Origin of the sequence: Streptomyces liliifuscus (assembly GCF_016598615.1) — a bacterium.
GTDB classification, from domain to species: domain Bacteria; phylum Actinomycetota; class Actinomycetes; order Streptomycetales; family Streptomycetaceae; genus Streptomyces; species Streptomyces liliifuscus.
In genome coordinates, this window is record NZ_CP066831.1 from 4,830,576 (window position 1) to 4,853,964 (window position 23,389).

At 70.8% G+C, this 23,389-nt stretch carries 19 protein-coding genes; 9 read left to right on the plus strand and 10 right to left on the minus strand.

Translation table 11 applies throughout. The features are described 5' to 3' along the window. Positions 1-9: 9 nt before the first annotated feature. From JEQ17_RS20360 to JEQ17_RS20370, 3 genes are all read right to left on the minus strand, one after another. Positions 10-1,740, minus strand: a complete 1,731-nt coding sequence (locus JEQ17_RS20360) for an N-acyl-D-amino-acid deacylase family protein (protein ID WP_200396568.1) — start codon at positions 1,738-1,740, stop codon at positions 10-12. A gap of 128 nt (positions 1,741-1,868) precedes the next feature. Continuing rightward, complete coding sequence (locus JEQ17_RS20365) at positions 1,869-2,987, minus strand: LLM class flavin-dependent oxidoreductase (protein WP_200396569.1); 1,119 nt, start codon at positions 2,985-2,987, stop codon at positions 1,869-1,871. 110 nt (positions 2,988-3,097) lie between these two features. Further along, positions 3,098-3,874, minus strand: a complete 777-nt coding sequence (locus JEQ17_RS20370; protein WP_200396570.1) for an SDR family NAD(P)-dependent oxidoreductase — start codon at positions 3,872-3,874, stop codon at positions 3,098-3,100. A 277-nt stretch (positions 3,875-4,151) separates the two neighbouring features. Between JEQ17_RS20370 and JEQ17_RS20375 the strand changes: the two genes are divergently transcribed. After that, positions 4,152-4,886, plus strand: coding sequence for a hypothetical protein (locus JEQ17_RS20375; protein WP_200396571.1), 735 nt, complete (start codon positions 4,152-4,154; stop codon positions 4,884-4,886). A 90-nt stretch (positions 4,887-4,976) separates the two neighbouring features. Then, a complete protein-coding gene (locus JEQ17_RS20380; RefSeq protein ID WP_200396572.1) occupies positions 4,977-5,768 on the plus strand; it encodes a hypothetical protein in 792 nt (263 codons plus the stop codon). Positions 5,769-5,931: 163 nt separating this feature from the next. Here the strand turns inward: JEQ17_RS20380 and JEQ17_RS20385 are convergent, their stop codons facing one another. The 3 genes from JEQ17_RS20385 to JEQ17_RS20395 all read right to left on the minus strand — a co-directional run bounded on the left by JEQ17_RS20385 (position 5,932) and on the right by JEQ17_RS20395 (position 9,036). Further along, positions 5,932-6,720 carry a response regulator transcription factor gene (locus tag JEQ17_RS20385; RefSeq protein WP_407700067.1) on the minus strand — a complete coding sequence of 263 codons (789 nt, stop codon included), beginning with the start codon at positions 6,718-6,720 and terminating at the stop codon, positions 5,932-5,934. A 115-nt stretch (positions 6,721-6,835) separates the two neighbouring features. Beyond that, a complete protein-coding gene (locus JEQ17_RS20390) occupies positions 6,836-7,738 on the minus strand; it encodes an LLM class F420-dependent oxidoreductase (protein ID WP_200401610.1) in 903 nt (300 codons plus the stop codon). 65 nt (positions 7,739-7,803) lie between these two features. Next, entirely contained in the window at positions 7,804-9,036 is a 1,233-nt protein-coding gene (locus JEQ17_RS20395) for an amidohydrolase family protein (protein WP_200396574.1), read from the minus strand. 223 nt (positions 9,037-9,259) lie between these two features. On the opposite strand from JEQ17_RS20395, the gene JEQ17_RS20400 reads away from it, so the two are divergent. From JEQ17_RS20400 to JEQ17_RS20410, 3 genes are all read left to right on the plus strand, one after another. Next, a complete protein-coding gene (locus tag JEQ17_RS20400) occupies positions 9,260-12,226 on the plus strand; it encodes an AfsR/SARP family transcriptional regulator (RefSeq protein ID WP_200396575.1) in 2,967 nt (988 codons plus the stop codon). 215 nt (positions 12,227-12,441) lie between these two features. Beyond that, positions 12,442-12,726 carry a hypothetical protein gene (locus JEQ17_RS20405; protein ID WP_234048289.1) on the plus strand — a complete coding sequence of 95 codons (285 nt, stop codon included), beginning with the start codon at positions 12,442-12,444 and terminating at the stop codon, positions 12,724-12,726. Between the two features lie 190 nt (positions 12,727-12,916). Further along, complete coding sequence (locus JEQ17_RS20410; RefSeq protein ID WP_200396576.1) at positions 12,917-13,069, plus strand: hypothetical protein; 153 nt, start codon at positions 12,917-12,919, stop codon at positions 13,067-13,069. A 109-nt stretch (positions 13,070-13,178) separates the two neighbouring features. Here the strand turns inward: JEQ17_RS20410 and JEQ17_RS20415 are convergent, their stop codons facing one another. The 3 genes from JEQ17_RS20415 to JEQ17_RS20425 form a co-directional block, all read right to left on the minus strand. Beyond that, positions 13,179-14,387, minus strand: a complete 1,209-nt coding sequence (locus JEQ17_RS20415; RefSeq protein ID WP_200396577.1) for a serine hydrolase domain-containing protein — start codon at positions 14,385-14,387, stop codon at positions 13,179-13,181. Between the two features lie 201 nt (positions 14,388-14,588). Then, positions 14,589-15,248 carry a response regulator transcription factor gene (locus JEQ17_RS20420; RefSeq protein WP_200396578.1) on the minus strand — a complete coding sequence of 220 codons (660 nt, stop codon included), beginning with the start codon at positions 15,246-15,248 and terminating at the stop codon, positions 14,589-14,591. Further along, positions 15,236-16,519 (minus strand): sensor histidine kinase, encoded by a 1,284-nt coding sequence (locus JEQ17_RS20425; protein ID WP_200396579.1) that lies wholly within the window; start codon positions 16,517-16,519, stop codon positions 15,236-15,238. The genes JEQ17_RS20420 and JEQ17_RS20425 overlap by 13 nt, the downstream gene beginning before the upstream one ends. A gap of 204 nt (positions 16,520-16,723) precedes the next feature. On the opposite strand from JEQ17_RS20425, the gene JEQ17_RS20430 reads away from it, so the two are divergent. From JEQ17_RS20430 to JEQ17_RS20440, 3 genes are read left to right on the plus strand one after another with little or no spacing between them, the layout of a single operon-like run. Then, positions 16,724-17,023, plus strand: coding sequence for a hypothetical protein (locus tag JEQ17_RS20430; RefSeq protein ID WP_200402116.1), 300 nt, complete (start codon positions 16,724-16,726; stop codon positions 17,021-17,023). Then, positions 17,020-17,784, plus strand: coding sequence for an ABC transporter ATP-binding protein (locus JEQ17_RS20435; protein ID WP_407700068.1), 765 nt, complete (start codon positions 17,020-17,022; stop codon positions 17,782-17,784). Before JEQ17_RS20430 ends, JEQ17_RS20435 begins: the two co-directional genes overlap by 4 nt. A 4-nt stretch (positions 17,785-17,788) precedes the next feature. Then, the gene (locus tag JEQ17_RS20440) at positions 17,789-20,392 is read left to right on the plus strand and encodes an FtsX-like permease family protein (RefSeq protein WP_200396580.1); all 2,604 of its coding nucleotides are present in this window, start codon (positions 17,789-17,791) and stop codon (positions 20,390-20,392) included. Positions 20,393-20,490: 98 nt separating this feature from the next. On the opposite strand, the gene JEQ17_RS20445 is transcribed toward JEQ17_RS20440, so the two are convergent. Next, entirely contained in the window at positions 20,491-22,113 is a 1,623-nt protein-coding gene (locus JEQ17_RS20445; protein WP_325176273.1) for a FadD3 family acyl-CoA ligase, read from the minus strand. A 102-nt stretch (positions 22,114-22,215) separates the two neighbouring features. On the opposite strand from JEQ17_RS20445, the gene JEQ17_RS20450 reads away from it, so the two are divergent. Continuing rightward, positions 22,216-23,370, plus strand: coding sequence for a lipid-transfer protein (locus tag JEQ17_RS20450; RefSeq protein WP_200396581.1), 1,155 nt, complete (start codon positions 22,216-22,218; stop codon positions 23,368-23,370). The last annotated feature ends 19 nt before the right edge of the window (positions 23,371-23,389 follow it).

The following is a 23,389-nucleotide window of genomic DNA, read 5'->3' on the forward strand; positions in this document are numbered from 1 at the left end:
GCCGTCACGTCACTTCGTGCTTACCGTTCGCGTGTCACGGCCCGAGCGCAGCACCTTGCCCGGTACGGCCCCGGTCACCACGTCGCCCCGTATCGCCTCGACTCCGTTGACCCAGACGGCCGTTATGCCGATCGCCTTCGAGTCGAGGCGCGGGCTGTCTCCCGGCAGGTCGTGCACCAGGGTGGCCTTGCCGGCGTCGATGCGGTCCGGGTCGAAGAGCACGAGGTCCGCATGGAAGCCCTCCGCTATCCGTCCGCGCTCGCGCAGCCCGAAGAGCCGGGCCGGGTCGTCCGTGAGCATCTTCACGGCCTGTTCGAGAGTCGTCAGCTTCCGGCCCCGCAGACAGTCCCCGATGAACCGGGTCGTGTACGGCGCCCCGCACATCCGGTCCAGATGGGCGCCCGCGTCCGAGCCGCCGAGCATCACGTCCTCGTGCCGCCACGTCTCCTGGCGCAGCGCCCACGAGTCGGGGTCGTTGTCGGTCGGCATGGGCCAAAGGACCGTACGCATACCGTCGTTGGCGCAGATCTCGACGATGCACTCGAAGGGTTCCTGGCCGCGCTCGGCCGCGATGTCCCGTACGACCCGTCCGGTGAGCCCCTCGTTCTCCGCGCTGTAGGTGTCGCCGATGACGTACCGCCCGAAGTCGGCGAGGCGCCGGAAGACACCGGCCTCCTTGGAGTCGGCCCGCCGCAGCATCTCCGAACGGACCACGGGGTCACGGAGTTTCGCGATCCGCTCGGGTACGGGGAGGCCGAGCACCTCGCCCCAGCCGGGAATCAGGTTCAGCGCGCAGAAGGTTCCCAGCGACATGTTCATCGGCGTGAGGATCGGCATCGTGAGCGCCACGATCCGCCCACCGGCCTTACGGGCACGCTCACTTGCCGCCAGCTGACGCGGTACGCGCTCGGGGACGGACGCGTCGATCGTCAGGACGTTCCAGTTCAGCGGACGGCCCGCCGCCGCGCTCATCTCCACGAACAGATCGATCTCGTCGTCGCTGAACTGGTCGAGACAGCCCGCCACGATGGCCTCGATCTGCGTGCCCTCGTGATCGCCCACCGCCTGGGAGAGCGCGAGCAGTTCGGCGGGCTTCGCGTGCCGCGAGGCGACCGGCTTCCCGTCCCCGTCGGAGTGGGTGGACGACTGCGTGGTGGAGAGCCCCCAGGCACCGGACTCCATCGCCTCGTGGAAGAGCGCCAGCATCTGCTCCAACTGCTCGGGCGAGGGCTGCCCGCCGACGGCGTCCGGCCCCATCACATACCGCCTGAGCGCGCAATGCCCCACCATGAAGCCCGCGTTGACCGCGATCCGCCCCTCCAGGGCATCCAGGTACTCCCCGAAGGAGTGCCAGCTCCACGGCGCCCCCTCCTCCAGCGCGACCAGCGACATCCCCTCGACCTTGGACATCATCCGCCGCGTGTAGTCGGCGTCCTCGGGCCGCGCAGGATTCAAGGGCGCGAGGGTAAATCCGCAGTTGCCCCCGGCGACCGTCGTCACTCCGTGGTTGAGCGAGGGCGTCGCATACGGGTCCCAGAACAGCTGCGCGTCGTAGTGGGTGTGGGGATCCACGAACCCCGGCGCGAGTACGAGCCCGGAAGCGTCCTCCGTCGTACGAGACGGTTCGGTGACGTCACCGATGACGGCGATCCGCCCGTCCCGTATCCCCACGTCAGCGGTATAGGAGGGCGCACCCGACCCATCCACGACGGTCGCGCCCTTGATCAGATGGTCAAGCATGCTTACGCCCTTTCCGGCTCTCTGCCCTGTCCGGCCGGCTGCGCAGTCTGCGTCCACATGGGGCGCCCCTTCAGGGGCGCGGGGAACTGCGCGACCAGCCACGACAAACCCGTGCCCTCCGACGAACCTCAGACCGCCCCGCGGAACCGAGTCGTCCGATGCACAGGATCCGTATCGATCTTCGGAATCACGTGCTCCCCGATCAGCCTGATCGTCTGAAGCGTCTCCTCCTTCGGCACCCCGACCGGCAGGCCGAACGACAATTGGTCGGCCCCCGCCTGCTCCCACCGCTTGCACTGCGTGAGCACCTCGTCCGGGTCCCCGCAGATCAGCAGCTCCTCGGAGATGAGCAGTTCGATGAACTCCTCGTTGTACTCGGGCAGCGTCTCCGGCCAGACGGGGAACCCCTCGGGCCGCGGGAACGTGTCGTGGTACCGGAACACCAGCGACGGCAGATAGTGCAGCCCGCCGCCCACGGCGATCCGTATCGCCTCGTCGTGCGTGGGCGCGCAGATCGCCGTCGTCGTCACCATCACGTTGTCGTTGACGAAGTCCCCGATCGGCTCCGCCTCCACGACGGCCGTCTTGTACTGCTCGAGGACCCACTCCATGTCGGAGACCTTCTGCACGCTGAAGCCGAGCACCCCGAGCCCCTTGCGGGCGGCCATGGAGTACGAGGGCGGCGACCCGGCGGCGTACCACATGGCGGGGTGCGACTTCCCGTACGGCTTGGGCAGGACCTTGCGCGGCGGCAGCTGCCAGTGCTTGCCCTTGAACCCGACGTACTCCTCCTGGAGCCACATCTTCGGGAACTCGGCGATGGTCTCTTCCCAGATCTCCTTGGTGTAGTTCATGTCGGTGATGCCGGGGAGGAAGCCGAGGATCTCGTGCGAGCCGGCCCCGCGTCCGCTGCCGAACTCAAAGCGGTTCTCGGTGAGATGGTCGAGCATGGCGACCTTCTCGGCGACCTTCACCGGGTGGTTGACCTGGGCGAGCGGGTTGAAGATGCCCGACCCGAGGTGGATGCGCTCCGTCGCGTGCGCGAGATAACCGAGGAAGACGTCGTTCGCGGAGAGGTGGGAGTACTCCTCCAGGAAGTGGTGCTCGGACGCCCACGCGTACTTGAAGCCGGACTTGTCCGCCTGGATGACGTACTCGGTCTCCTCCATCAGCGCCTTGTGCTCCGCGAGCGGATCGGTCTCGGCCCGCTTGCCCACGTATCCCTGTACAAAGAGCCCGAATTCCAAGGAGGTTCACCGTCCCCTGTCCGTCACCCTGCCGAACCTGACGCACCGTCAGATTCATCTGCCGCCGACTGTTGCACCGCGCCCGCGAGGCGTCAATACCTGATGGACCGTCACATGACGCTCACACCCGCCAGCCAGCCCCCGTCGATCACGAACGGCTGCCCGGTGATGTACGAGGAGTCCTCCGAGGAGAGGAAGAGGGCGAGCCTGGCCACCTCCTCGGGCTTCCCGATCCGGCCCATCGGCACGAGCTTGCGGTAGAGCCGTTCGACACCGGCCGAGGACGCCTCGACGTCCGCCGTCGGATCCAGCAGTGCCGGGTTGCTCATCGCGGTGTCGATGGCGCCCGGACAGACGGCGTTGACACGGACGCCCTTGGGCGCCAGCTCCAGCGCGGCCACACGCGTGAGGCCGACTATCGCGTGCTTGGTCGCGCTGTACGCGCCGACGTACGCCATGCCGGTCACCCCGGTGTACGAGGCGGTGTTGACGACGGTCCCGCCGCCGGCCGCCTCGATCTCGGGGGCGAGGGTCTTGATACCGAGGAAGACACCGACCTGGTTCACCTGCACGACCTGCATGAACTCGTCGAGGGGCGTGTCGACCAGCGAGTTGAACCGCAGGATGCCCGCGTTGTTGACGAGCCCGTCGACCTTCCCGTACGCCTCCTTCGCGGCGGCCACCGCGGACGTCCAGTCCTCCTCCCGGCTCACGTCGAGGTGGACGTAGAGCGCGCCCAGTTCCTTGGCCAGCTTCTCCCCCGGGTCGTCGAGCACGTCCGCGACGACGACCCGGGCGCCCTCGGCCGCGAAGAGCCGCGCCTCCTGCTCGCCCTGGCCTCGTGCGGCGCCGGTGACGAGTACGACCCGCCCGTCGAGCTTGCCCATGGGTTTCTCCTTCGGAGACGCGGACGCGTGGACCACTTCTGACACACCGTCACACAAGTGACAGGCATGCCCATGGTCGTATCTGACGGATCGTCAGGCAAGGGGTCGATGGCGAGCGCCGAGCAGGCCCCGGGCGTGCGTGGGGGTTTCGGGGTGTGTCGCAATGCACACGTCAAGTAACCGGCCGGTAGGGACATTTGACTCTGTCGGGCCTGTCGGCGCGGACCAATAATCCTTTCTCGGCAAGGCAAAGAAGCCCCCAAGGACGGAGCAAGTCATGGCCAAGAGGGCCTTGAAGAACAAGAAGATCCGGCTCGTCGCCATTGGGTCCGCGCTCGCCACCGGCGCGGCGGTCGTCACCCTGCTGCCCTCGGCGAACGCGGCGGAGGAGAAGACACCCGAGCAGATCATGACGATGTGCGAGAGGTCCGCGGTCGTCAGCGGCAAACAACGGTCGGTGCGCGATTTCGGGGGCGCCTTCGCGGACGGCTTCCAGGCCGACAACTGCGATTTCGCAGAGACGAATTTCGAGACCTTCGACGGCCCCAAGGAAAAGGCCTCGATCGACTTCCCGAACTGCGAGCCGAACGCCACCGACCCGGCGAAGGTCAGCATCACCTGGAAGGCGACCGTCGGCCAGGGCGAGGGCAAGTACACCTCGACACAACAGGGCGCCGGCGGAGGCCTCTTCGGCTTTCTGAGCGGGTCCTGGCTCAAGCACAAGGGAACGACCGACCTGACCGTCAGGTCGGTGACCGCGGGCGACACGGAGACGAGGGAAGTCCCGGTCGGCAAGGTCCTGCACATGGAGTTCACGCCGAAGATGCAGCGCATGACGGGCGAATGGCGCGTGCGGATCGACGCCGATCCGGGGAGCTTCGCCGTCAATCCCAGCCCCGAGCAGAACTTCGTGGCGCCCGAGGTCATCGAGGGACCCGTCGTCCTGGCGGGAGCCGCCGGCGCCCCCGGAATCGCGGACGGTGTGGCCAAGCCCGTCCTGACGGACTGCTGACGGACGGCTGGGACAGGCCCCCTCACCGGCCCACCCGAACCCGACACACCCGACGCACCCTCCCCCACAATTCCCCCAAGGAGACGCACCATGACACGCACCGGCCGCAAGGGACATCACCGGAGCAAGAAGAAGCGCATCGCCCTCATGCTGGCCCCGGTGGTCGCCGCCGCGGTGGCCGTTCCGCTGATGAACCAGGCGGGTGCCGCCACCCCCTCCGAGGTGTCCAAGGACTGCGCGGAGGACTCCGCGAAACTGGACAACTGTGAATTCGTCGACGTCCAGGTGAAGCGGAACAGCCTGGGCGCGAACAAGCGCGTCTCCACCGTGACGGACAACTGTGGATCCACGACCGCCGCCACGAAGGACTTCAGCGTGTCTGCCTCGGTGACGAGGTCCATCACCCTCGAGGACGGGTTCACCGCCGCCGCGGACTCGAAGCTGGGCAACTCGTTCTTCGAGATCGGCGCCAAGTTCAACACGACGGAATTCAGCATCAAGCGTGACGACACGGGAACCGGATTCGACTTCTCCAGGACCGACACCGTGAAGGCCGACCATCTCGGGTTCTTCATGTGGTCCGAGAAGCGCACCGATGTGAGCGGGTTCCTCAAGGCCACGTACAAGGAGGAGCAGAACGGCCAGAAGGTGTTCTTCTCCCCCAGCGAGGGCGGCACGAGCGTGCACGTCTTCTATCCGCAGCTGCTGAAGAACGGCACCCCCGACGGCCGCCTCTGGCTGCGCAACGTGAAGTGCGGGACTCCCGAGGCGAGCGGAATCCAGAACTCGTCGAACAGCATCCGCACGGAACCCGGCTTCGAGGAGGGCGGCACGAACGTCTCGGACGTCGAGATCCCGCTGTCCGAGATCCCGGCGCCGTAGACGGGAGCGACAGCCGTACAGCGGAAGCACCCGCCGTAATCGGGAGCGACCGCCGGTGAAGTACGGCAAGAGCAACGGCAACAAGGCACGAACGGCCCCCGCGCATCACGCGGGGGCTTCTCCGTGCCGTGAGGCGACGGACACCTTCCGTGCCGCCCGCCCCTCAGTGCGCGGTCGACCCCAGGGCGCCCAGGCTGTCGCTGTACGGGGCCCCGAGCCACCGCAGCACCGCGTCCGTGCCGCCGCGGGCGTCCAGCTTGGCGTAGATGTTGCTGAGGTTGTTGCGCACGGTCTTCCCACTCAGCCCCAGTCTCAGACCGATCTCCTGCGCGCCGAGCCCGGTCGAGAGCAGTTCCATGATCTCCCGTTCCCGGGGCGAGAGCAGGGCGCGCATCCGCTCCGTCGCCTCCCCGCCGCCCGGCATCCGCCGGGCCGCGTCGCGCAGGGCGGCGCACGCGGTCGGCGAGAGGTAGGTGTGGCCGACCGTGGCGGCCATCACCGCCGAGGACAGCATGTGGGTGCAGTACTCGCCCTCGACCAGATAGCCCGCGCCGCCCCGGAACACCTCGACCACCGTCTCGGTGTCCCGCCGGGGGCTGAGGACGATCACCGGGGCGCTCATCGCGCCCATGGCCTTCAACAGCCCCGCGAAGGCGGTCGACGGGTCCTCGCACCGGAGAACGACGACGTCCACCGAGCCCTCCGACGGACCTTCCCGGAGCGCGCGGTAGGGCGGCGACAAGGACAGCACCCGGCCGACGTACGGATCGTCCGGGGCCGGCCAGTCCTCGTGCGGCCAGTCGCCGTCGGCGCAGGCCAGGGCGACGGACAGCTTGCTGGAGGAACCCGCCGGAGCGGTGGTGCCGACGTGCTCGGAGCCGTGCTGTGCGCTGTGCTGCGTGCCGTGCTGTGCGCTGTGCGTGGAAGTTCGGACGTGCCGGGGGGATCGCACTTCGCGTGTCCTTCCGCCGTAGCCATGACGTCCTTGCATACGCGGCGCGGGCGGAAGTTGTTCGAAGTTTCAATAAAGAACTGTCTGGCTGTCAGACAGGTTCCCCGGGGGCGGCCTACAACAACGGGGCGACCTCGGCGCCGAACGCGGCCATCTGGTCGGTGAGTTCGGTGCGGCTCCGGCTGCGGAACCGTACCTGGATCTGGTGCACCCCCATAGCCCGGTACGCGCGCAGCGACTCGGCGAGCGCCTCGGGAGCCCCGGCGAGAGTGCGGCGGCCCACGCTCCACTCCGGCTCCCCCACGTACAGCGGCTCGGTGATGGCGCCGACGGTGAGGGGCTCGACGACCCCGGCCTCCTCCCTCAGCCGTCGGACACGGGCGATCTGCTCGGGCAGCCGCTCCCGCGGGTCCCCCTGCGGGAGCCACCCGTCCCCCTTGACCGCGGCCCGCCGGACGGCGGCGGGCGAGGACCCGCCGACCCAGACGGGCACCCGTTCCTGCGCGGGCCTGGGCCGCTGCCCGAGCCCTTCGAAGTCGTACAACTTCCCGTGGTGGGTGGGAAATTCATCGGGCCCGAGCGCGGCCCGCAGCGCGTCGACACACTCGTCGAGCACGGCCCCGCGCCGCTCGAAGTCCACCCCGAGCACCTCGAACTCCTCCTGTACGTGTCCGGCGCCGACCCCGAGGATCAGGCGCCCGCCGCTCAGGTGGTCGAGGGTCGCGTACTGCTTGGCGGTGAGCAGCGGGTGCCGCAGCCCGACGACCGCGACATGGCTCAACAGCCGTATGCGCTCGGTGACTCCGGCCAGGAAGGCGAGGGTGGCGACCGGGTCGTACCAGACCGTGCTCATCGCGGACGCGAGGCGGCGCGGTATGGCGACGTGGTCGCAGCTCGCGATGTAGTCGAAGCCTGAGCGGTCGGCGGTGCGGGCGATCTCGACGAGGTCGGCGGGACCCGCGTCCGCCTCCCAGGCCTCCGCGTAGAGGGTGCTCTGGGACTGGACGGGAAGCTGGATCCCGTAGCTGAACGCCGTACTGCCGGAAGTTGTGTTGCCGGAGGACGCGTTGCCGGGAGGGGTGCTCAACTGGCACCGCCCGGTCCGGCCCACAGCCCGTCGTCGGTCAGCCCGAGGAGCTCGATCGCGTTGCGCCGTACGATCCGGTCGACGACGTCCGCGTCCAGGTGGCCCATCTGTGCCTCGCCGACCTCGCGCGACTTGGGCCAAGTGGAGTCGGAGTGGGGGTAGTCGGTCTCGTACAGCACGTTCCCCACACCGATGGCGTCGAGGTTCTTCAGCCCGAAGGCGTCGTCGAAGAAGCAGCCGTAGACGTGCTCGGTGAAGAGTTCGGACGGCGGGCGGTGGACCTTGTCGGCGACGCCGCCCCAGCCGCGGTTCTCCTCCCACACGACGTCCGCGCGTTCGAGGATGTACGGGATCCAGCCGATCTGGCCCTCGGCGTACATGACCTTGAGGTTCGGGAAGCGCTCGAACTTGCCGCTCATCAGCCAGTCCACCATCGAGAAGCAGCAGTTGGCGAAGGTGATGGTGGAGCCGACGGCAGGCGGGGCGTCGGCGGAGGTGGAGGGCATCCGGCTGCTCGACCCGATGTGCATGGCGATGACCGTGCCGGTCTCGTCGCAGGCGGCGAGGAACGGATCCCACTCGTCCGTATGAACGGAGGGCAGTCCGAGGTGCGGAGGTATCTCGGAGAAGGCGACGGCCCGTACTCCGCGGGAGGCGTTGCGCCGCACCTCCTGCGCGGCGAGTTCCGCGTCCCACAGAGGTATGAGGGTGAGCGGTATCAGCCGGCCCCGGGCGTCGGGGCCGCACCACTCGTCGACCATCCAGTCGTTGTAGGCGCGCACCGAGAGGAGTCCCAGTTCCCGGTCCTTGGCCTCGGTGAACGTCTGGCCGCAGAAACGGGGGAAGGTGGGGAAACAGAGGGCGGACTGGACGTGGTTGACGTCCATGTCGGCCAGCCGCTGCGGGACGTCGTACGAACCCGGGCGCATCTGCTCGTACGTGATGACTTCGAGTTTGATCTCGTCCCTGTCGTAGCCGACGGCGGTGTCGAGACGGGTGAGGGGGCGGTGCAGGTCCTCGTAGACCCACCAGTCGCCGATCGGGCCGTCGTCCCCGGGGTTGCCCATGACCGGGGCGAACTTGCCGCCCAGGAAGGTCATTTCCTTGAGCGGGGCGCGGACGATGCGCGGGCCCCGGTCCCGGTACTGCGACGGAAGCCGGTCCCGCCAGACGTTGGGGGGCTCCACCGTGTGGTCGTCCACCGAGATGATCTTCGGGAAGGTCTCCATGGGTTTTACGGTAGCGCCGATCTGACGGCCCGTCAGCTATCGTGCGGCGGCTCTCTGGAATGCGGGAACCTCGTCACGGGGTTGCGAGGAGGGGGTGTGGGCCCTGTGAGGGCTTGCGCCACTCGGCACGGCGGCCTGTGATCGGTATCTCCCACGGCTGACGCATCCGCCATGAACAAGGCAAACTGGCCTGGTTGTCATGACGTTTCGGCAGGGGGCAGCGATGGACGGTGTACCGCGAGTACCGGAGCAGTGGCGTCCCGATGATTCGGCGGCGCTCCGCTTCAGCGTGCTCGGCCCGGTGCGCGCCTGGCGTGGGGCGGATTCCTTGCCCACCGGGTCCCCCCAGCAACGTGCCCTGCTGGCGGCCCTGCTGCTCCGCGAGGGCCGCACGGCGACGGCGGGCGAACTGATCGACGCGCTGTGGGGCGAGGATCCGCCTTCACAGGCGCTGGCGGCGGTTCGTACGTATGCCTCGCGGTTGCGGAAGGTTCTTTCGCCGGGGGTGCTGGTGAGTGAGTCGGGCGGGTACGCCGTCCGGCTCACCGACGAGTCCGGCGTGGGTGCCTCGCTGGACCTCGCGCTGGCCCAGGAGCTGGCGGCCGACGCGGAGAAGGCGAAGACGACCGGGGATCTGTGCCATGCGCGCGCCCTGCTGAACAAGGCGCTGAGCCTGTGGGACGGGGAGGTCCTGGCGAGCGTTCCCGGCCCGTACGCGGAGACCCAGCGCGCCCGCCTGGAGGAGTGGCGGCTCCAACTCGTCGAGTCCCGACTGGACATGGACCTGGAACAGGGCTGCCACGCGGAGGCGATCTCCGAACTCACGGCGCTCACGGCGGCCCATCCCCTGCGGGAACGGCTGCGGGAGCTGCTGATGCTGGCGCTGTACCGCTCGGGCCGGCAGGCGGAGGCCCTGGCCGCCTACGCGGACACCCGCCGGCTGCTGGCCGACGAGCTGGGCGTGGACCCGCGGCCCGGTCTGCAGGAACTGCAGCAGCGCATCCTTCAGGCGGACCCGAGGCTCGCGGAACCCTCGGCCCCGCTGGCTCCCGAGACCGCGGCCGCGCCGGTTCGGCCCGCCCAACTCCCCGCCACCGTCTCGGACTTCACCGGCCGGTCGTCCTTCGTGACCGAGCTGAGCGAGGTACTGGCGGCGGCGTCGGCGGCCGAGGGCCAGGTGATGGCGGTATCGGCGCTGGCCGGTATCGGCGGCGTGGGCAAGACGACGCTGGCCGTCCATGTCGCGCACCGGGCCCGGAGCGCCTTCCCGGACGGGCAGTTGTACGTGGACCTCCAGGGAGCGGGCTCGCGGGCGGTCGCGCCCGAGACGGTCCTCGGCGCCTTCCTGCGCGCCCTGGGCACGGCCGACGCGGCGATACCGGACTCCCTGGAGGAGCGGGCGGCCCTGTACCGCTCGACCCTGGACGGCCGCCGGATCCTGGTGCTGCTGGACAACGCACGGGACGCGGCCCAGGTACGGCCCCTGCTGCCCGGCATGGAGGGGTGCGCGGCGCTGGTGACGTCGCGGATGCGGATGGTCGACCTGGCCGGGGCCCATCTCGTCGACCTCGATGTGATGTCGCCGGAGGAGGCGCTCCAGCTCTTCACGAAGATCGTGGGCGAGGAGCGGGTGGCCTCGGAGCGCGAGTCGGCGCTCGACGTGGTGGCGGCGTGCGGCTTCCTGCCGCTCGCCATCAGGATCGCCGCCTCCCGCCTGGCGGCCCGGCGTACGTGGACCGTCTCGGTCCTCGCCGCGAAGCTCGCCGACGAACGACGCCGGCTGGACGAACTCCAGGCGGGCGACCTGGCCGTCAAGGCAACCTTCGAGCTCGGCTACGGACAGCTGGAGCCGGCCCAGGCCCGCGCGTTCCGGCTGCTCGGACTGGCGGACGGCCCGGACATCTCCCTGGCCGCGGCCGCGGCGATGCTCGATCTGCCCGTCGAGGCGACCGAGGACCTCCTCGAATCCCTCGTCGACACCTCACTCCTGGAATCGGCCGCGCCCGGCCGCTACCGCTACCACGACCTGGTCCGGCTCTACGCGCGTGCCTGCGCGGAACGGGACGAACAGCCACCGAGCGAGCGGGCGGCCGCGATGTCGCGGATGCTCGACTTCTACCTGGCCACGGCCGCCGGGGTCTACGCGATCGAACGGCCGGGGGACCGGCTGGTGGATCACCTGGAGCCCACGGAGTACCCGGGGCTGCGGTTCACCGACGGCAGCGCCGCCCTCGACTGGCTCTACAACGAGGCCTCGCCGCTGCTGGCCTGCGTGCGGCAGTCGGCGGACACCGACCGGTTGCGACGGGCGGTGGATCTGCTGTGGGCCGCCAAGGACCTCACCGAGTCCGGGGCCAACTCCCACCAGTACGAGACGACCGCGCGGGCGATGTGCGACGCCACGCGAATCGCGGGGGACGCGCGTGCGGAGGGCAGAGCGCGGACGACCTTCACCAATGTCCTTCTGGTCTCCGGCCGTATCCAGCAGGCCGCCGAGCAGGCGCAGCTCGCCATGGACCTCGCCGCCTCCGCCGAGGACGCCATGGCCATGAGCTGGGCGGCCAACGACCGCGGGCTCACCCTCATGCACCAGGAGCAGTACGCGGACGGCAAGCCGTTCTTCGAGCGCGCGATCGAGGGGTACGCCACGATCGGCAACCGGCCCCTCGAAGCGCTCAGCCTGTGCAACCTGTCGCGGGCGCACCTGGGCATGGGGAACATCGCCATGGCGGTGGAGATCGCACAGCGCGCCCTCGCGGCATACCTGGAGATCGGTCAGACCCTGCGCCTCGCCAACGGTCATTTCACCCTGGGCATCGCCCTGACGAGGGCCGGCCGTCACACCGAGGCCCTCAGCCAGTTCTCCGACGCCCTGTCCGTCTTCGGCAGCCACCGGCAGCGGCTGTGGGAGGGGACGACCAACTTCCGGATCGCCGAGGTGCACCTGGCCGCCCGCCGCCCCGCGCAGGCGGCCCAGCACGCCGAGCAGGCCCTCGCGCTCGGCTGCATCGGCGGCGACCGGATGCAGGGCACCGTGCTGACGCTGCTGGGCCGGGCCCTCACCATGCTGGGGCAGGTGGACCGGGCCAGGGTCTGCTGGCGCGAGGCGCTCAACCTCTACGAACAGCACGGCGGTGCGGCGCAGGCCGAGGAGGTACGCGCGCTGCTCACACCCGCCACCGCGGCGTGAACGGCGTGCCGGCGACCGGGCAGTAGCGGACGTTCAGCATTCGTTTATCTCCGCCCGGCACTCTCGTACGTGTCACACCGTCGCGTCGGGGGGCAGACGGTCTGACCAGGAGCCCAACGGCTAATGTGCGGCTCCGAACGCCCGTCCAGCGACCCTCGGGGGAGTTTCTGGGCGGGCGTTCCTTACTCGTCACCACAACGGAGGGATTCAGGCCCATGAGCGAGACGAAGAAGGAAACGGACCTCACCACGCAGGACAACGGCATGCCCACGCCGCCCGCCAAGGACCCGGTCGTGACTCCGCTCGACAACGGGATGCCGACGCCGCCCGCGAAGGGCTCGGACGCCACCACGCAGGACAACGGGATGCCCGCGCCGCCGGTCAAGGACCCCGAGGTCACCCCGCTCGACAACGGTATGCCCAGTGAGCCGGCCGACATCCGGACGATGGACAACGGCATGCCCTCCCCGCCGGCGCTGGACCTCGACGGCAGCAAGTAAAGACCTTCATCCCGACGGGGATCGGCCGCGGTGGCGCGGAGGGGGAGCCACCGCGGCCGAGGTCTGTCCGGGCACCGGCACGGGTACGGGCCAACAGGCGGCCCGAACCGTTCGATGCCGTCGAACGAACATCCCGCCTGTCGCCAGCGTCCCTTGATGTCCGGAAGTCCCCTCTCCCACAGGAGCCGGCATGACCCGAGCCAAGAAGATCCTCACCACGATCGCCCTGATACTCACCGCAGCCGCGGTCTCCGCGAGCCCGGCCCTGGCCGACAACTCCATGCCTGCACCCGCGCCGAACTCGCCCGCCTCCGTGACCACACCGGCCGACTCGGCACCGTAGAAGACCCGATGGGGGCCGACCTGGGCGGGCTCGGCCCCCATCGCCTTGAACCGGTTCAAGGCCGCGACGACCCCGGAGGGTGGGTCGTCGCGGCCGGGGCAACCCGGTCTCAGGCGCAGAGTTCGCCGTCGATCAGGTCGTTCTGGGCCTGCTCGGTGGACAGGTCGGAGGCGCCGTCGCCGGTCGCGTGCAGGACCACGGCCCGGCGGCCGTCGGGGCTGACGCCGTTGCGCGTGGTGTAGCCGGGGAAGTCGCCCGCGTGGCTGTAGTAGGAGCCGCCGCAGGTCAGCGGGACCTTCAGCAGGCCCAGGCCGTAGCGCGCACCGGGCCACACGGGGTCGAGGTCGGCGGCCCGTACGGTCGTCTTCATCTCCGCGAGCTGCGCCGGGCGCAGCAACTTGCCGCCCAGGAGCGCCTGGTAGAAGCGGGTCAGGTCGGCCGTCGTACCGATCATGGCGCCGGCCGCGCCGGCCGCGGACGGGTTGAACCCGGTGGTGTCGATCGTCGGCCCGGTCTTCCCGAAGTCGGAGTAGCCGTGCAGGTGGCGGCCGGGGATACGGGAGTCGGTCGTCGGTGCGGAGGTGTCGCGCAGGCCCAGCGGGCGGATGATGCGCTTGGTGACCTGCTGCTCCCAGCTGTGCCCGGTGACCTTCTGGATGATCATTCCGGCGAGGATGTAATTGGTGTTGGAGTACGCCCACTTGGCGCCGGGCTCGAAGTCCGGGGCGTGCCCCATCGCGATGCCGACCAGCTGCTCGGGGGTCCAGGTCGTGTAGCGGCCCGCCTGGTAGTCGTCCACGCTGGCCAGCACGGGGAGGTCCGCGGTGTAGTTGAACAGTCCGCTGGTGTGCTGGAGCAGCTGCCGCACGGTGATCGCGCTGCCGTCGTTGCCGTTGCCGGACACCACTCCCGGCAGCCAGTGCTCGACCGTGTCGTCCAGCGACAGACGTCCCTCGCCCACGAGTTGGAGTACGACCGTGGCGACGAACGTCTTGCTCGCGCTGGCCATCCGGAACCGGTCGCCGGAGCGCGCGGCCGCGCCGGTGGCCTTGTCGGCCACCCCCGCGGTGGCGTACCGCGAGCCCCGCGGCCCCGTCGACTGGGCCACGACCCCCACGGTCCCGGTCTTCAGGATCGCGTCCACGCCGGCCTGCAGCGCCTTGTCGTGCGCCTTGCCGTACGTCTTGTTGAGCGTCCTGTCGTGCGCCGGCTTCGCCGCCTGCCCCGTCGCGCCCGCCGCGGGCAGGGTCAGGCCGATACCGGCCAGGGCGGTCACCAGTGTCGTGGCCACAATGCGGGACGTGAGCTTCGTCTTCATGCGGGCGGGCTCCTTGCGGGTCGGTCGTCGTACCGCCGTTGCGGTGTGATCACCAACCTAGGAATTCCGGCCCCGCGTCACGATCCGGCAGCCTGGCCGTTCGGTACGGGTGCCCACTCCCCCTCGGCGGTAGTGCCTGCTGTACAGAAGCCGCCCTGACCTCGGCCAACTCCGCCCACATCAAAGGTCAGTGACTGTACGTCAGGTGCGTCGGCGTGCGTCGTCGAGGTAGCGCAGGACCGCCGCGACCCGCCGGTCCACCTGGTCGGCGGGCGACAGGTCGAGCTTGGCGAAGATGCTGCGGATGTGTTTGTGGACGGCGCCGTCCGTGACGACGAGCCGCTCGGCGATGGCGCCGTTGCCCAGCCCCTCGGCCATCAGCCCGAGCACGTCGCGCTCGCGCGGGCTGAGCCGCTCCAGGCGGGTGTCCTGGCGGCTGCGTGTGAAGAGCTGCGCCACGACCTCCGGGTCGATGGCCGTGCCCCCGCCGGCCACCCGGTTGAGCGCGTCGAGGAACTCCTCGACCCGGCCGACCCGTTCCTTGAGCAGGTAGCCGAGCCCGGTGACCCCGCCGACGAGCAGCTCCGTGGCGAAGGACTGCTCGACGTAAGCCGACAGGACGAGGACCGCGAGATCGGGCCTGCGCCGCCGGGCCTCGACGGCCGCCACGATCCCCTCGTCGGTATGCGTCGGCGGCATCCGTACGTCAAGGATGGCGACGTCGGGCTTGTGGGTGTCGATGGCGTCCAGGATGCCGTCGGCGGTTCCGGCGGTGGCCACCACGTCGAGGCCCTCGGCGCGCAGCAGCAGCGCGAGCCCCTCCCGCAGCAACGCGTCGTCCTCGGCGATCACAATCCGCATGGCAGGTCCACCTTGAGAGTCGTCGGGCCGCCGGGCGGGCTGGCCAGGTCGAGGGTGCCGTCGTGGGCCGCGATGCGGCGGCGGATGCCGGTGAGCCCGGAGCCGCCCGCCTCGTCGGCGCCGCCGCGGCCGTCGTCGGTGATGTCCAGTCGCAGCCGGCCGCCACGGCTGCGGACCGTGACGGTGGCGCTCTTCGCACCGCTGTGCTTGGCGATGTTGGTCAGCGTCTCGGCGACCACGAAGTAGGCGCTGGCCTCAACGGAAGCGGCGCACCGCTCGGGCGCCTCGACGTCGATCCGGCAGGGCACCGGGCAGCTCGCGGCGAGTCCGGTGAGCGCACCTTCGAGGCCGCGGTCGGCCAGTACGGGCGGCAGGATGCCCCGGGCGACCGAGCGCAGTTCGGCGAGGGCCTGCTCGGCGGCGCTCTGGGCGCGTTCGAGGAGTTCGTCGGCGCCCGCCGGATCGCGGGCCACCATGCGGCGGGCCGCGCCGAGCAGCACGGTGACGGTGACGAGCCGGTTCTGGGTGCCGTCGTGCAACGAGCGCTCGATACGGCGCAGTTCGGTGGCGTGGGCGTCCAGGGCGGCCGCCCTGGTGGCGGTGAGTTCCGCGACGCGCAGGGACAGGTCGGTGTCGGGTCCGGCCGCGAGGAAGGCGCGTCCCGGGCGCGCCTGGAGCCGTGCCATGGCCGGGGTGAGGCCCAGGATGATCGCGATCCAGCCGAGCCCCAGCAGAGTCACGCCCAGGGCGTCGGCCCAGCCCTGGGCATGGCCGAGGCCCACGGACGTACTGGTCGAGCCCTCCGGCATCAGGCGCCAGTACAGCGGGAACAGCGCGTCGCGTACGGCCATCAGCGGCAGCAGCAGCGCGATCAGGCCGAGCAGCAGCCCGAGCGTGCCGTGCCGTGACAGCCAGCGCAGCTCCCGCCGGGTGGTCGGGTCGACGAGGGCGAGCCGCAACCGGGTCGGGCCCGGGTCGGGCGCGATGATCTCGGGACCCCACCGGGCGAGCCGGTGGCGTTCACGGTCGGCGAGGGAGTGCAGGACGCGCAGCGCTGCGGGGGCCATGAGCAGCCCGACGCCCACGACGGACGTCACGGCGGCGACGGCCAGCCAGACCAGTACGGCCAGCGCGAGCATCGCGGTCCCGAGCCCGCCGATGAGCTGTCCGAGCGCGCCGCCGGCGGCCTCGGCGGTCCGGATCGCGCTTGCCCTGATCCCGGGCCGGCCCGCGTCGGCCGGCTCACCGTGCCGGGTCGTGGAGGTCGACATTCCGCCCCCTCCCTTCCTTCTTGCCTTCACACCTTCGCCAACGGCCTTCTACGGTCGTGCGGTTCTGACGGCCCACAAGCCCGGGGCTCGGTCGGGAGCGAGCCGGGGGGCTCGGTCAGGAGCCTAGAGGTACAGCCTGCTGTACCCCGAGTCGGGCTGCTGGCGGGCTCGGCCGCGCAGGGTGCTGATCCGTAGCTTCGGTGCATGACAGCGGGACCGGTCAAGGTCCCCCGGAACGCGACGAGTTCGGAGAGAACAACGATGACGGCCACGGACCCCTACCGCCTCACCATCGGCACCGAGACCCCGGACGAGAGGGGGCCCGGCGTGCAGCGGGCCGACATCGTGCGTACGGTGCTCTGGCTGGTGCTGGTCATCAGCACCGTCGGCAACATGGTGGCCTCCTACGGCGCCGCCTCCACCCAGCTCCACCTCGCCTGCGGCGTCGTCACCGCGCTGTGCGTGACCGCGCTCGTCACCCGCCACCTGCGGGGCCGGCGATGAGCGGCGCCCACGCGGGAGCCGGCCACCCGATGGTGGCCCGGACCGCTCCCGCCATCGAGCTGGCGAACGTCAGCAAGACGTACGCGGGGGGCGTCCACGCCCTCGACGACGTGTCGCTGGCCGTGGAGCACGGCACGTTCCTCGCCGTGATGGGGCCCTCGGGGTCCGGCAAGAGCACCCTGATGCACTGCGCCGCCGGTCTTGACTCCCCGACCTCGGGGAGCATCCGCATCGGCGGCCAGGAGATCGCCGGGCTGAACGAGACCCGCCGCACCGAACTGCGCCGCGAGCACATCGGGTTCGTGTTCCAGTCCTACAACCTGGTCCCCGCCCTCAGCATCGCCGACAACATCACGCTGCCGCTGCGCCTGGCGGGGCGGGCCCCCGACCGGGAGTGGCTGCGGGCGCTGGTCGAGCGGGTCGGTCTCGCCGACCGGCTGTCGCACCGGCCCGCCGAGCTCTCCGGCGGCCAGCAGCAACGGGCCGCGATCGTACGGGCGTTGGTGGCCAAGCCGGCCGTCGTGTTCGCCGACGAGCCGACCGGCGCACTGGATCTGCGCAGCGCCCACGAGGTGCTGGGCCTGCTGCGCGAACTCGTCGACGAGCTGCGTCAGACGGTGGTGATGGTCACCCACGACCCGGCCGCCGCCGCCCAGGCGCACCACGCCGTGGTGATGGCCGACGGCCGGGTGGTCGAGCGCCTGTACCAGCCCACCGCCCCCGAACTGGCCGACCGTCTCGTCAAGCTCGGAGAGGTCTAGAACCATGCTGCATCTCGCGGTCCGGATGGCCGGACACCGGATCACCGCCCTGCTGGCGGTGGCGTGCGCGGTCCTCGGCGGAGCGGCCCTGATCACCGGCACCGGAGTGATGGCCGAGTCCGGGTTCCGCTCCCAGCTGCCGGCCGGGCGACTCGCGGGCGCGGCGGTCGTGGTCTCCACCGAACAGAGCTTCAGTTCGGGCCCCGACCTGCCGATCGCTCTCCCGGAGCGCGGCAGGGTCCCGGCCGAGCTGGTCGACGAGCTGGCCCAACTGCCCGGCGTCACCGCGGCGGTCGGCGACATCGGCTTCCCCGCCGCCCTCGTCGACGCCGACGGTCGGGTCGTACCGACCGAGGACCCGCGGACGGCCGGGCACGGCTGGTCCTCGACGAAGCTGCTCGTGGACGGGAAGGTCGACGGATCCGCTCCGGCCGGCACCGGCGAGGTCGCCCTCGACAGCGCGACGGCCGGAGCCGCGGGAGTCCGGGCGGGCGACAGGGTCGAGGTCGTCGTGGCGGGCCGGGCCGCAGCCACGTACCGCGTCACCGCGCTGGTCGACGCACCGGACGCCGGAATCCTCTTCGCCGACCCGACGGCCGTACGGCTGTCCGGCCGCGCCGACGGAGAGCGCGCCGGAACCGTGGACCTGGTCGCCCTGCGCACCGAGCCCGGCGCCGAGAACTCGGTGGCCGCAGCGGCCCGCGAAAAGATCAAGGACACCGCCAAGGACACGGACACCGGCGTCGGCACCGACGCCACCACCTCTGCCCCCGCCCCCGCCGACCTGATCGTCTCCACCGGCTCCGAGCGCGGTGACATCGCCTCCCCCGGCGCGGGCGCCGCCCGCTCCCTGCTGATCCTGCTGGCCAGTTCGCTGGCCGGGGTCATCATGCTGATCATCGGATTCGTGCTGGCGAGCGCGCTGGCCGTGTCGGTCGGCGGCCAGCGCCGCGATCTGGCCCTGATGCGGGCCGTCGGCGCAACTCCCAGGCAGATCAGGCGACTTGCGGCCGGACAGGCCTCCATCATCGCCGCGGTCGCGGTCGTGCCCGGAGTCGGCCTCGGCTATCTGCTGGCCGGGCAGTTCCGCCGGATGCTCGTCGACCGCGGAGTGATCCCGGAGGCCCTGCCGCTCACGTTCAGTCCGCTGCCCGCGCTCGCCACCGTGCTGCTGCTCGGTCTCGCCGTGCAGGTGTCGGCCCGCAGCGCCGCGTGGCGCACCTCGCGCATGCCGGCCACCGAGGCGGTCGCCGAGTCCCGCAGCGAACCCCGCACGCCGTCGAGGATGCGGGCCCGGTTCGGGCTGCTGCTGATCGTCGCCGCCACCACGCTGTCGGTCGTACCGCTGCTGAGCCGTACGGTCCTCGGCGCCACGGCCACCTCCATGGCCGGCATCATCGGCGCGATCGGTCTGGCCCTGGCGGGACCCGCGCTGGTCCGGGGCATCGGCGACGCGGCGGGCCGGCGGCTGCGGCCCGGGGTCTCGGCACCGACCTGGCTCGCCGTGTCCAACATCCGCGGATACGCGCTGCGGCTCTCGGGGGTCGTCAGTGCCCTGGCCATGGCGGTCGTGTTCGTCCTGACCTACACCCTGGCCCAGACGACCGTCATGAGCGCCACCGCACAGGACACCCGCACCGGCACCCTCGCCCAGCAGCGCCTGACCGCGCCGGGCCTCGGTGGTCTGCCCGCCGGCACCCTCGCCGCCGTCACCAGGACCTCGGGCGTCGAGGCGGCGGCCCCGGTCAGCGACACCACCGTGATCCGGGAGTACAAGCAGTTCGGTGACCCGGTCGTCGAATCCGGCTCGGCGATGATCCTGACCCCGGCCGCGTCGGGCGTCCTCGACCTCGGCGTACGGAACGGCAGCCTGGCCGAGCTCACCGGCGACACGGTCGCCGTCAGCACCGAGGTCGCCCGCTCCCCCGGCTCGGGACTCGGCAGCCGCATCACCCTGGTCCTCGGGGACGGCACCCGGGTCAGCCCCAAGGTCGTCGCCGTCTACGACCGCGGCCTCGGCTTCGGCCCGATCGCCCTCTCCCACGACCTCGCCGCGGGCCACACCACCGCGGGCCTCGACCAGAGCGTCCTGGTCCGCACCGACGGCACCGACGCGGCCCAGCAGGCTCTCACCGCCCTCGCCACGACCCGCCCCGGCCTGGCCCTTGAGCCCACCGACACCGGATCGGACGTCGGCCTGAGCGACGCGCCGCCAGAGGTCTGGATCAACCTGGCCCTCATCGTCGTACTCCTCGGCTACCTCCTCCTCAGCATCGCCAACAAGCTCGTCGCCACCACCGCCCAGCGGCAGGGCGAGATCGCCACGCTCCGCCTCAACGGCACCACTCCGCGCCAGATCCTCTCGATGATGCGCCGCGAGGCCGCGGTGATCGGGGCCGCCGCCCTCACCACCGGCCTGCTGCTCTCCGCGATCCCCCTCGCGCTGCTCGGCATCGGCTTCCTGGACAGGCCGTGGCCTTCGGGCCCGGTGTGGCTGCTCCCCGCGGTCGCGCTGACCGTGATCTGCACGGCCTTCGTCACGGTCGAACTCCCCACCCGACAGGCACTGCGCACGGCACCCGCCCATGCGCTGTCCGCCCGCGAATAGGCAGGACGACGGAACCAGGAGTACGGGCAGACGCGCGGCCGGGACGATCCGGCCGCGCGTCTGCCCGTACTCCCGACCGGACCAGCCCTCAGTGCCGCTCAGCGGCCCCGCAGCTCACCCTTGACCACCTTGCCGCTGGCGTTCCTCGGGAGTTCGCCCACGAACTCCACCGTCCTGGGCACCTTGTAGTTCGCCATCTCCCGTCGGGCCCAGGCGATGAGGTCGTCCGCGGTCGCCACGGCTTCCGGCCGCCGCACGACGTACGCCCTGCCGACCTCGCCCAGCCGCGAGTCCGGTACGCCGATGACCGCCACGTCGGCCACGTCCGGGTGCAGGCCGAGGAGTTGCTCTATCTCCGCCGGGTACGCGTTGAAGCCGCCGACGATGAACATGTCCTTGAGGCGGTCGGTGATGCGGAGGTTGCCGGCCGGGTCCAGGACGCCGATGTCGCCGGTGCGGAGCCAGCCGTCGGGGGTGAGGACCTCGGAGGTGGCCCGGGCGTCCTCGTAGTAGCCGCCCATGACGTTGAAGCCGCGGACCAGGACCTCGCCCTGGGAGCCGGGAGCGACGGAGGCGCCGGCCGCGTCCACCACCCGCACCTCCGTGCCCGGGATCGCACGGCCGGACGTCGACGCGATCACGCCGGGCTCGTCCCCGCGTCGGCACATCGAGACGATCCCGCTCGCCTCGGAGAGGCCGTAGGCGGTCAGCACGGTCCCCACCCCGAGTTCCTCCCGCAACCGCTCCACCAGGCGCAACGGCACCACCGCGGCGCCCGTCACCACCAGACGCAGGGGCGTGAGGTCGTACGCGTCACGGCCCGGGTGGTCCAGGAGCGACTGGTGGAGGGTGGGCGGGCCGGGCAGGACGGAGATCCGCTCCGAGGCCACGTTCGCGAGGACCGTGTCCACGTTGAACACCGGCTGCGGGATCATCGTCGCGCCCCGCATCAGACAGGCGATGACACCGGCCTTGTAGCCGAAGGTGTGGAAGAAGGGGTTCACGATCAGATAGCGGTCGCCCTCGCGGAGGCCCGCGAGATCGCTCCACACCTCGTAGGCCCGCAGTGTCTGCGCGTGGGTGATCACCGCACCCTTGGGGCGGCCCGTCGTGCCCGAGGTGTAGACGATGTCCGAGGGGGAGGACGACTCGACCGCCGAGGCCCTGGCCCGTACGTCCGCCGCGTCCACGCCGTCCCCGCTGGCCAGGAAGTCCTTCCAGGTGCGGAAGTCGGCGGGGGCGTCGTCCGAGAGGACCACCACCTGTTCGAGATCCGGAAGCCCGGCGAGCGGACCCACGGAACCCGACCCTCGACCCGCGGAATCCAGTCCGTCCCCGGCCGCCCGCCGCAGCGAAGCCACGTACGAGGTCCCCAGGAACGTCCCCGTCACGAACAGCAGTTTCGCCCGGCTCCGGGAGAGGATGTACGCCGCCTCCGTGCCCTTGAAGCGGGTGTTGAGCGGGACGAGGACCGCGCCGGCCGACACCGCGCCCAGCGAGGAGACGATCCAGTCCAGGGTGTTGGGCGCCCAGATGGCCACGCGGTCACCGGGTTCGACGCCGTTCGCGACGCAGGCCGCCGCCGCGCGTTCCACCCGGGCGCCCAACTCCGCGTACGAGACACGGGTGCGGCCCTCGACGACGGCCTCCACATCGGCGTACCGCTCGGCCGCCCCCCGCACCAGCCCGGGAATGGTGCCCCACTCCATGTCACCGCGCACGGCGAGCCTCCCCACGGTCGACACCCACTAGCTGACTACCCGTCAGATTAGCTGTAGCCTGACGCCCTGTCAGCATTCGTGGACCACGGTGGAGGTGCGCCCATGACAGGGGCAGGACTCAAGGACGCCACGGCCGTCGTAGGGATCGGGCAGACCGCCTTCGCCAAGCAACTCCCCGAGAGCGAGAAGGCGTTGGCCTGCCGGGCGATCCTCGCCGCTCTCGACGACGCCGGGATCTCCCCGGCCGAGGTGGACGCGCTCGCCTCCTACACGATGGAGGAGACCGACGAGGTGGAGGTGGCGAAGGCCGTCGGCTTCGGCGACCTCACCTTCTTCAGCAAGGTCGGCTACGGGGGCGGCGGTTCGTGCGCCACCGTCGCGCATCTGGCCGCCGCGGTGGCCACCGGGCAGGCGACGGTCGGGGTCGCCTGGCGCTCACGCAAGCGCGGCAGCGGACCGCGCCCGTGGAAGAACACGGCCGTCCAACTCCCCACCCCCGCCCAGTGGACGCGCCCTTTCGGCCTTCTCCGCCCGGCCGACGAGATAGCCATGCTCACCCGCCGTTATCTGCACGAGTACGGGGCGACCCGCGACCATCTCTTCAACGTCGCCCTCGCCTGCCGCAACCGGGCCAACCAGAACCCCGCGGCGATGATGTACGAGCGCCCGCTGACCCGGGACATGTATATGACCTCGCGGTGGATCAGCGAGCCTCTCTGCCTCTTCGACAACTGCCTTGAGACAGACGGCGCGTTGGCCTGCGTGGTGGTCTCCGCCGAACGGGCCCGCGACTGCCGCCGCCGGCCCGTGTACGTCCACTCCGCCGCCCAGGGCCTGCCCGCCCAGCACCACGGCATGGTCAACTACTGGAACGACGACCCGCTGACGGGCCCCGCCTGGGCAGCCGCCCGCCATCTCTGGAAACACGCGGACTTCACCCCCGAGGACGTGGACGTCGCCCAGATCTACGACGCGTTCACCCCTCTGATCCCTCTCTCCCTGGAGGGCTACGGCTTCTGCGGCCGGGGCGAGGGCGGCGCGTTCACGGAGGGCGGCGCCCTGGAGATCGGCGGACGGCTGCCGCTGAACACGAGCGGCGGGGGCCTCTCGGAGGCGTACGTCCACGGCTTCAACCTCATCAACGAGGGCGTGAAGCAGCTCCGGGGCACAAGCACCGCACAAGTCCCGAACGCGGCCACCTGCCTGGTGACAGCGGGCGAGGGCGTACCGACGTCAGCCCTCCTCCTGAGAACCTGACCGCCCGAGCATCCACCCG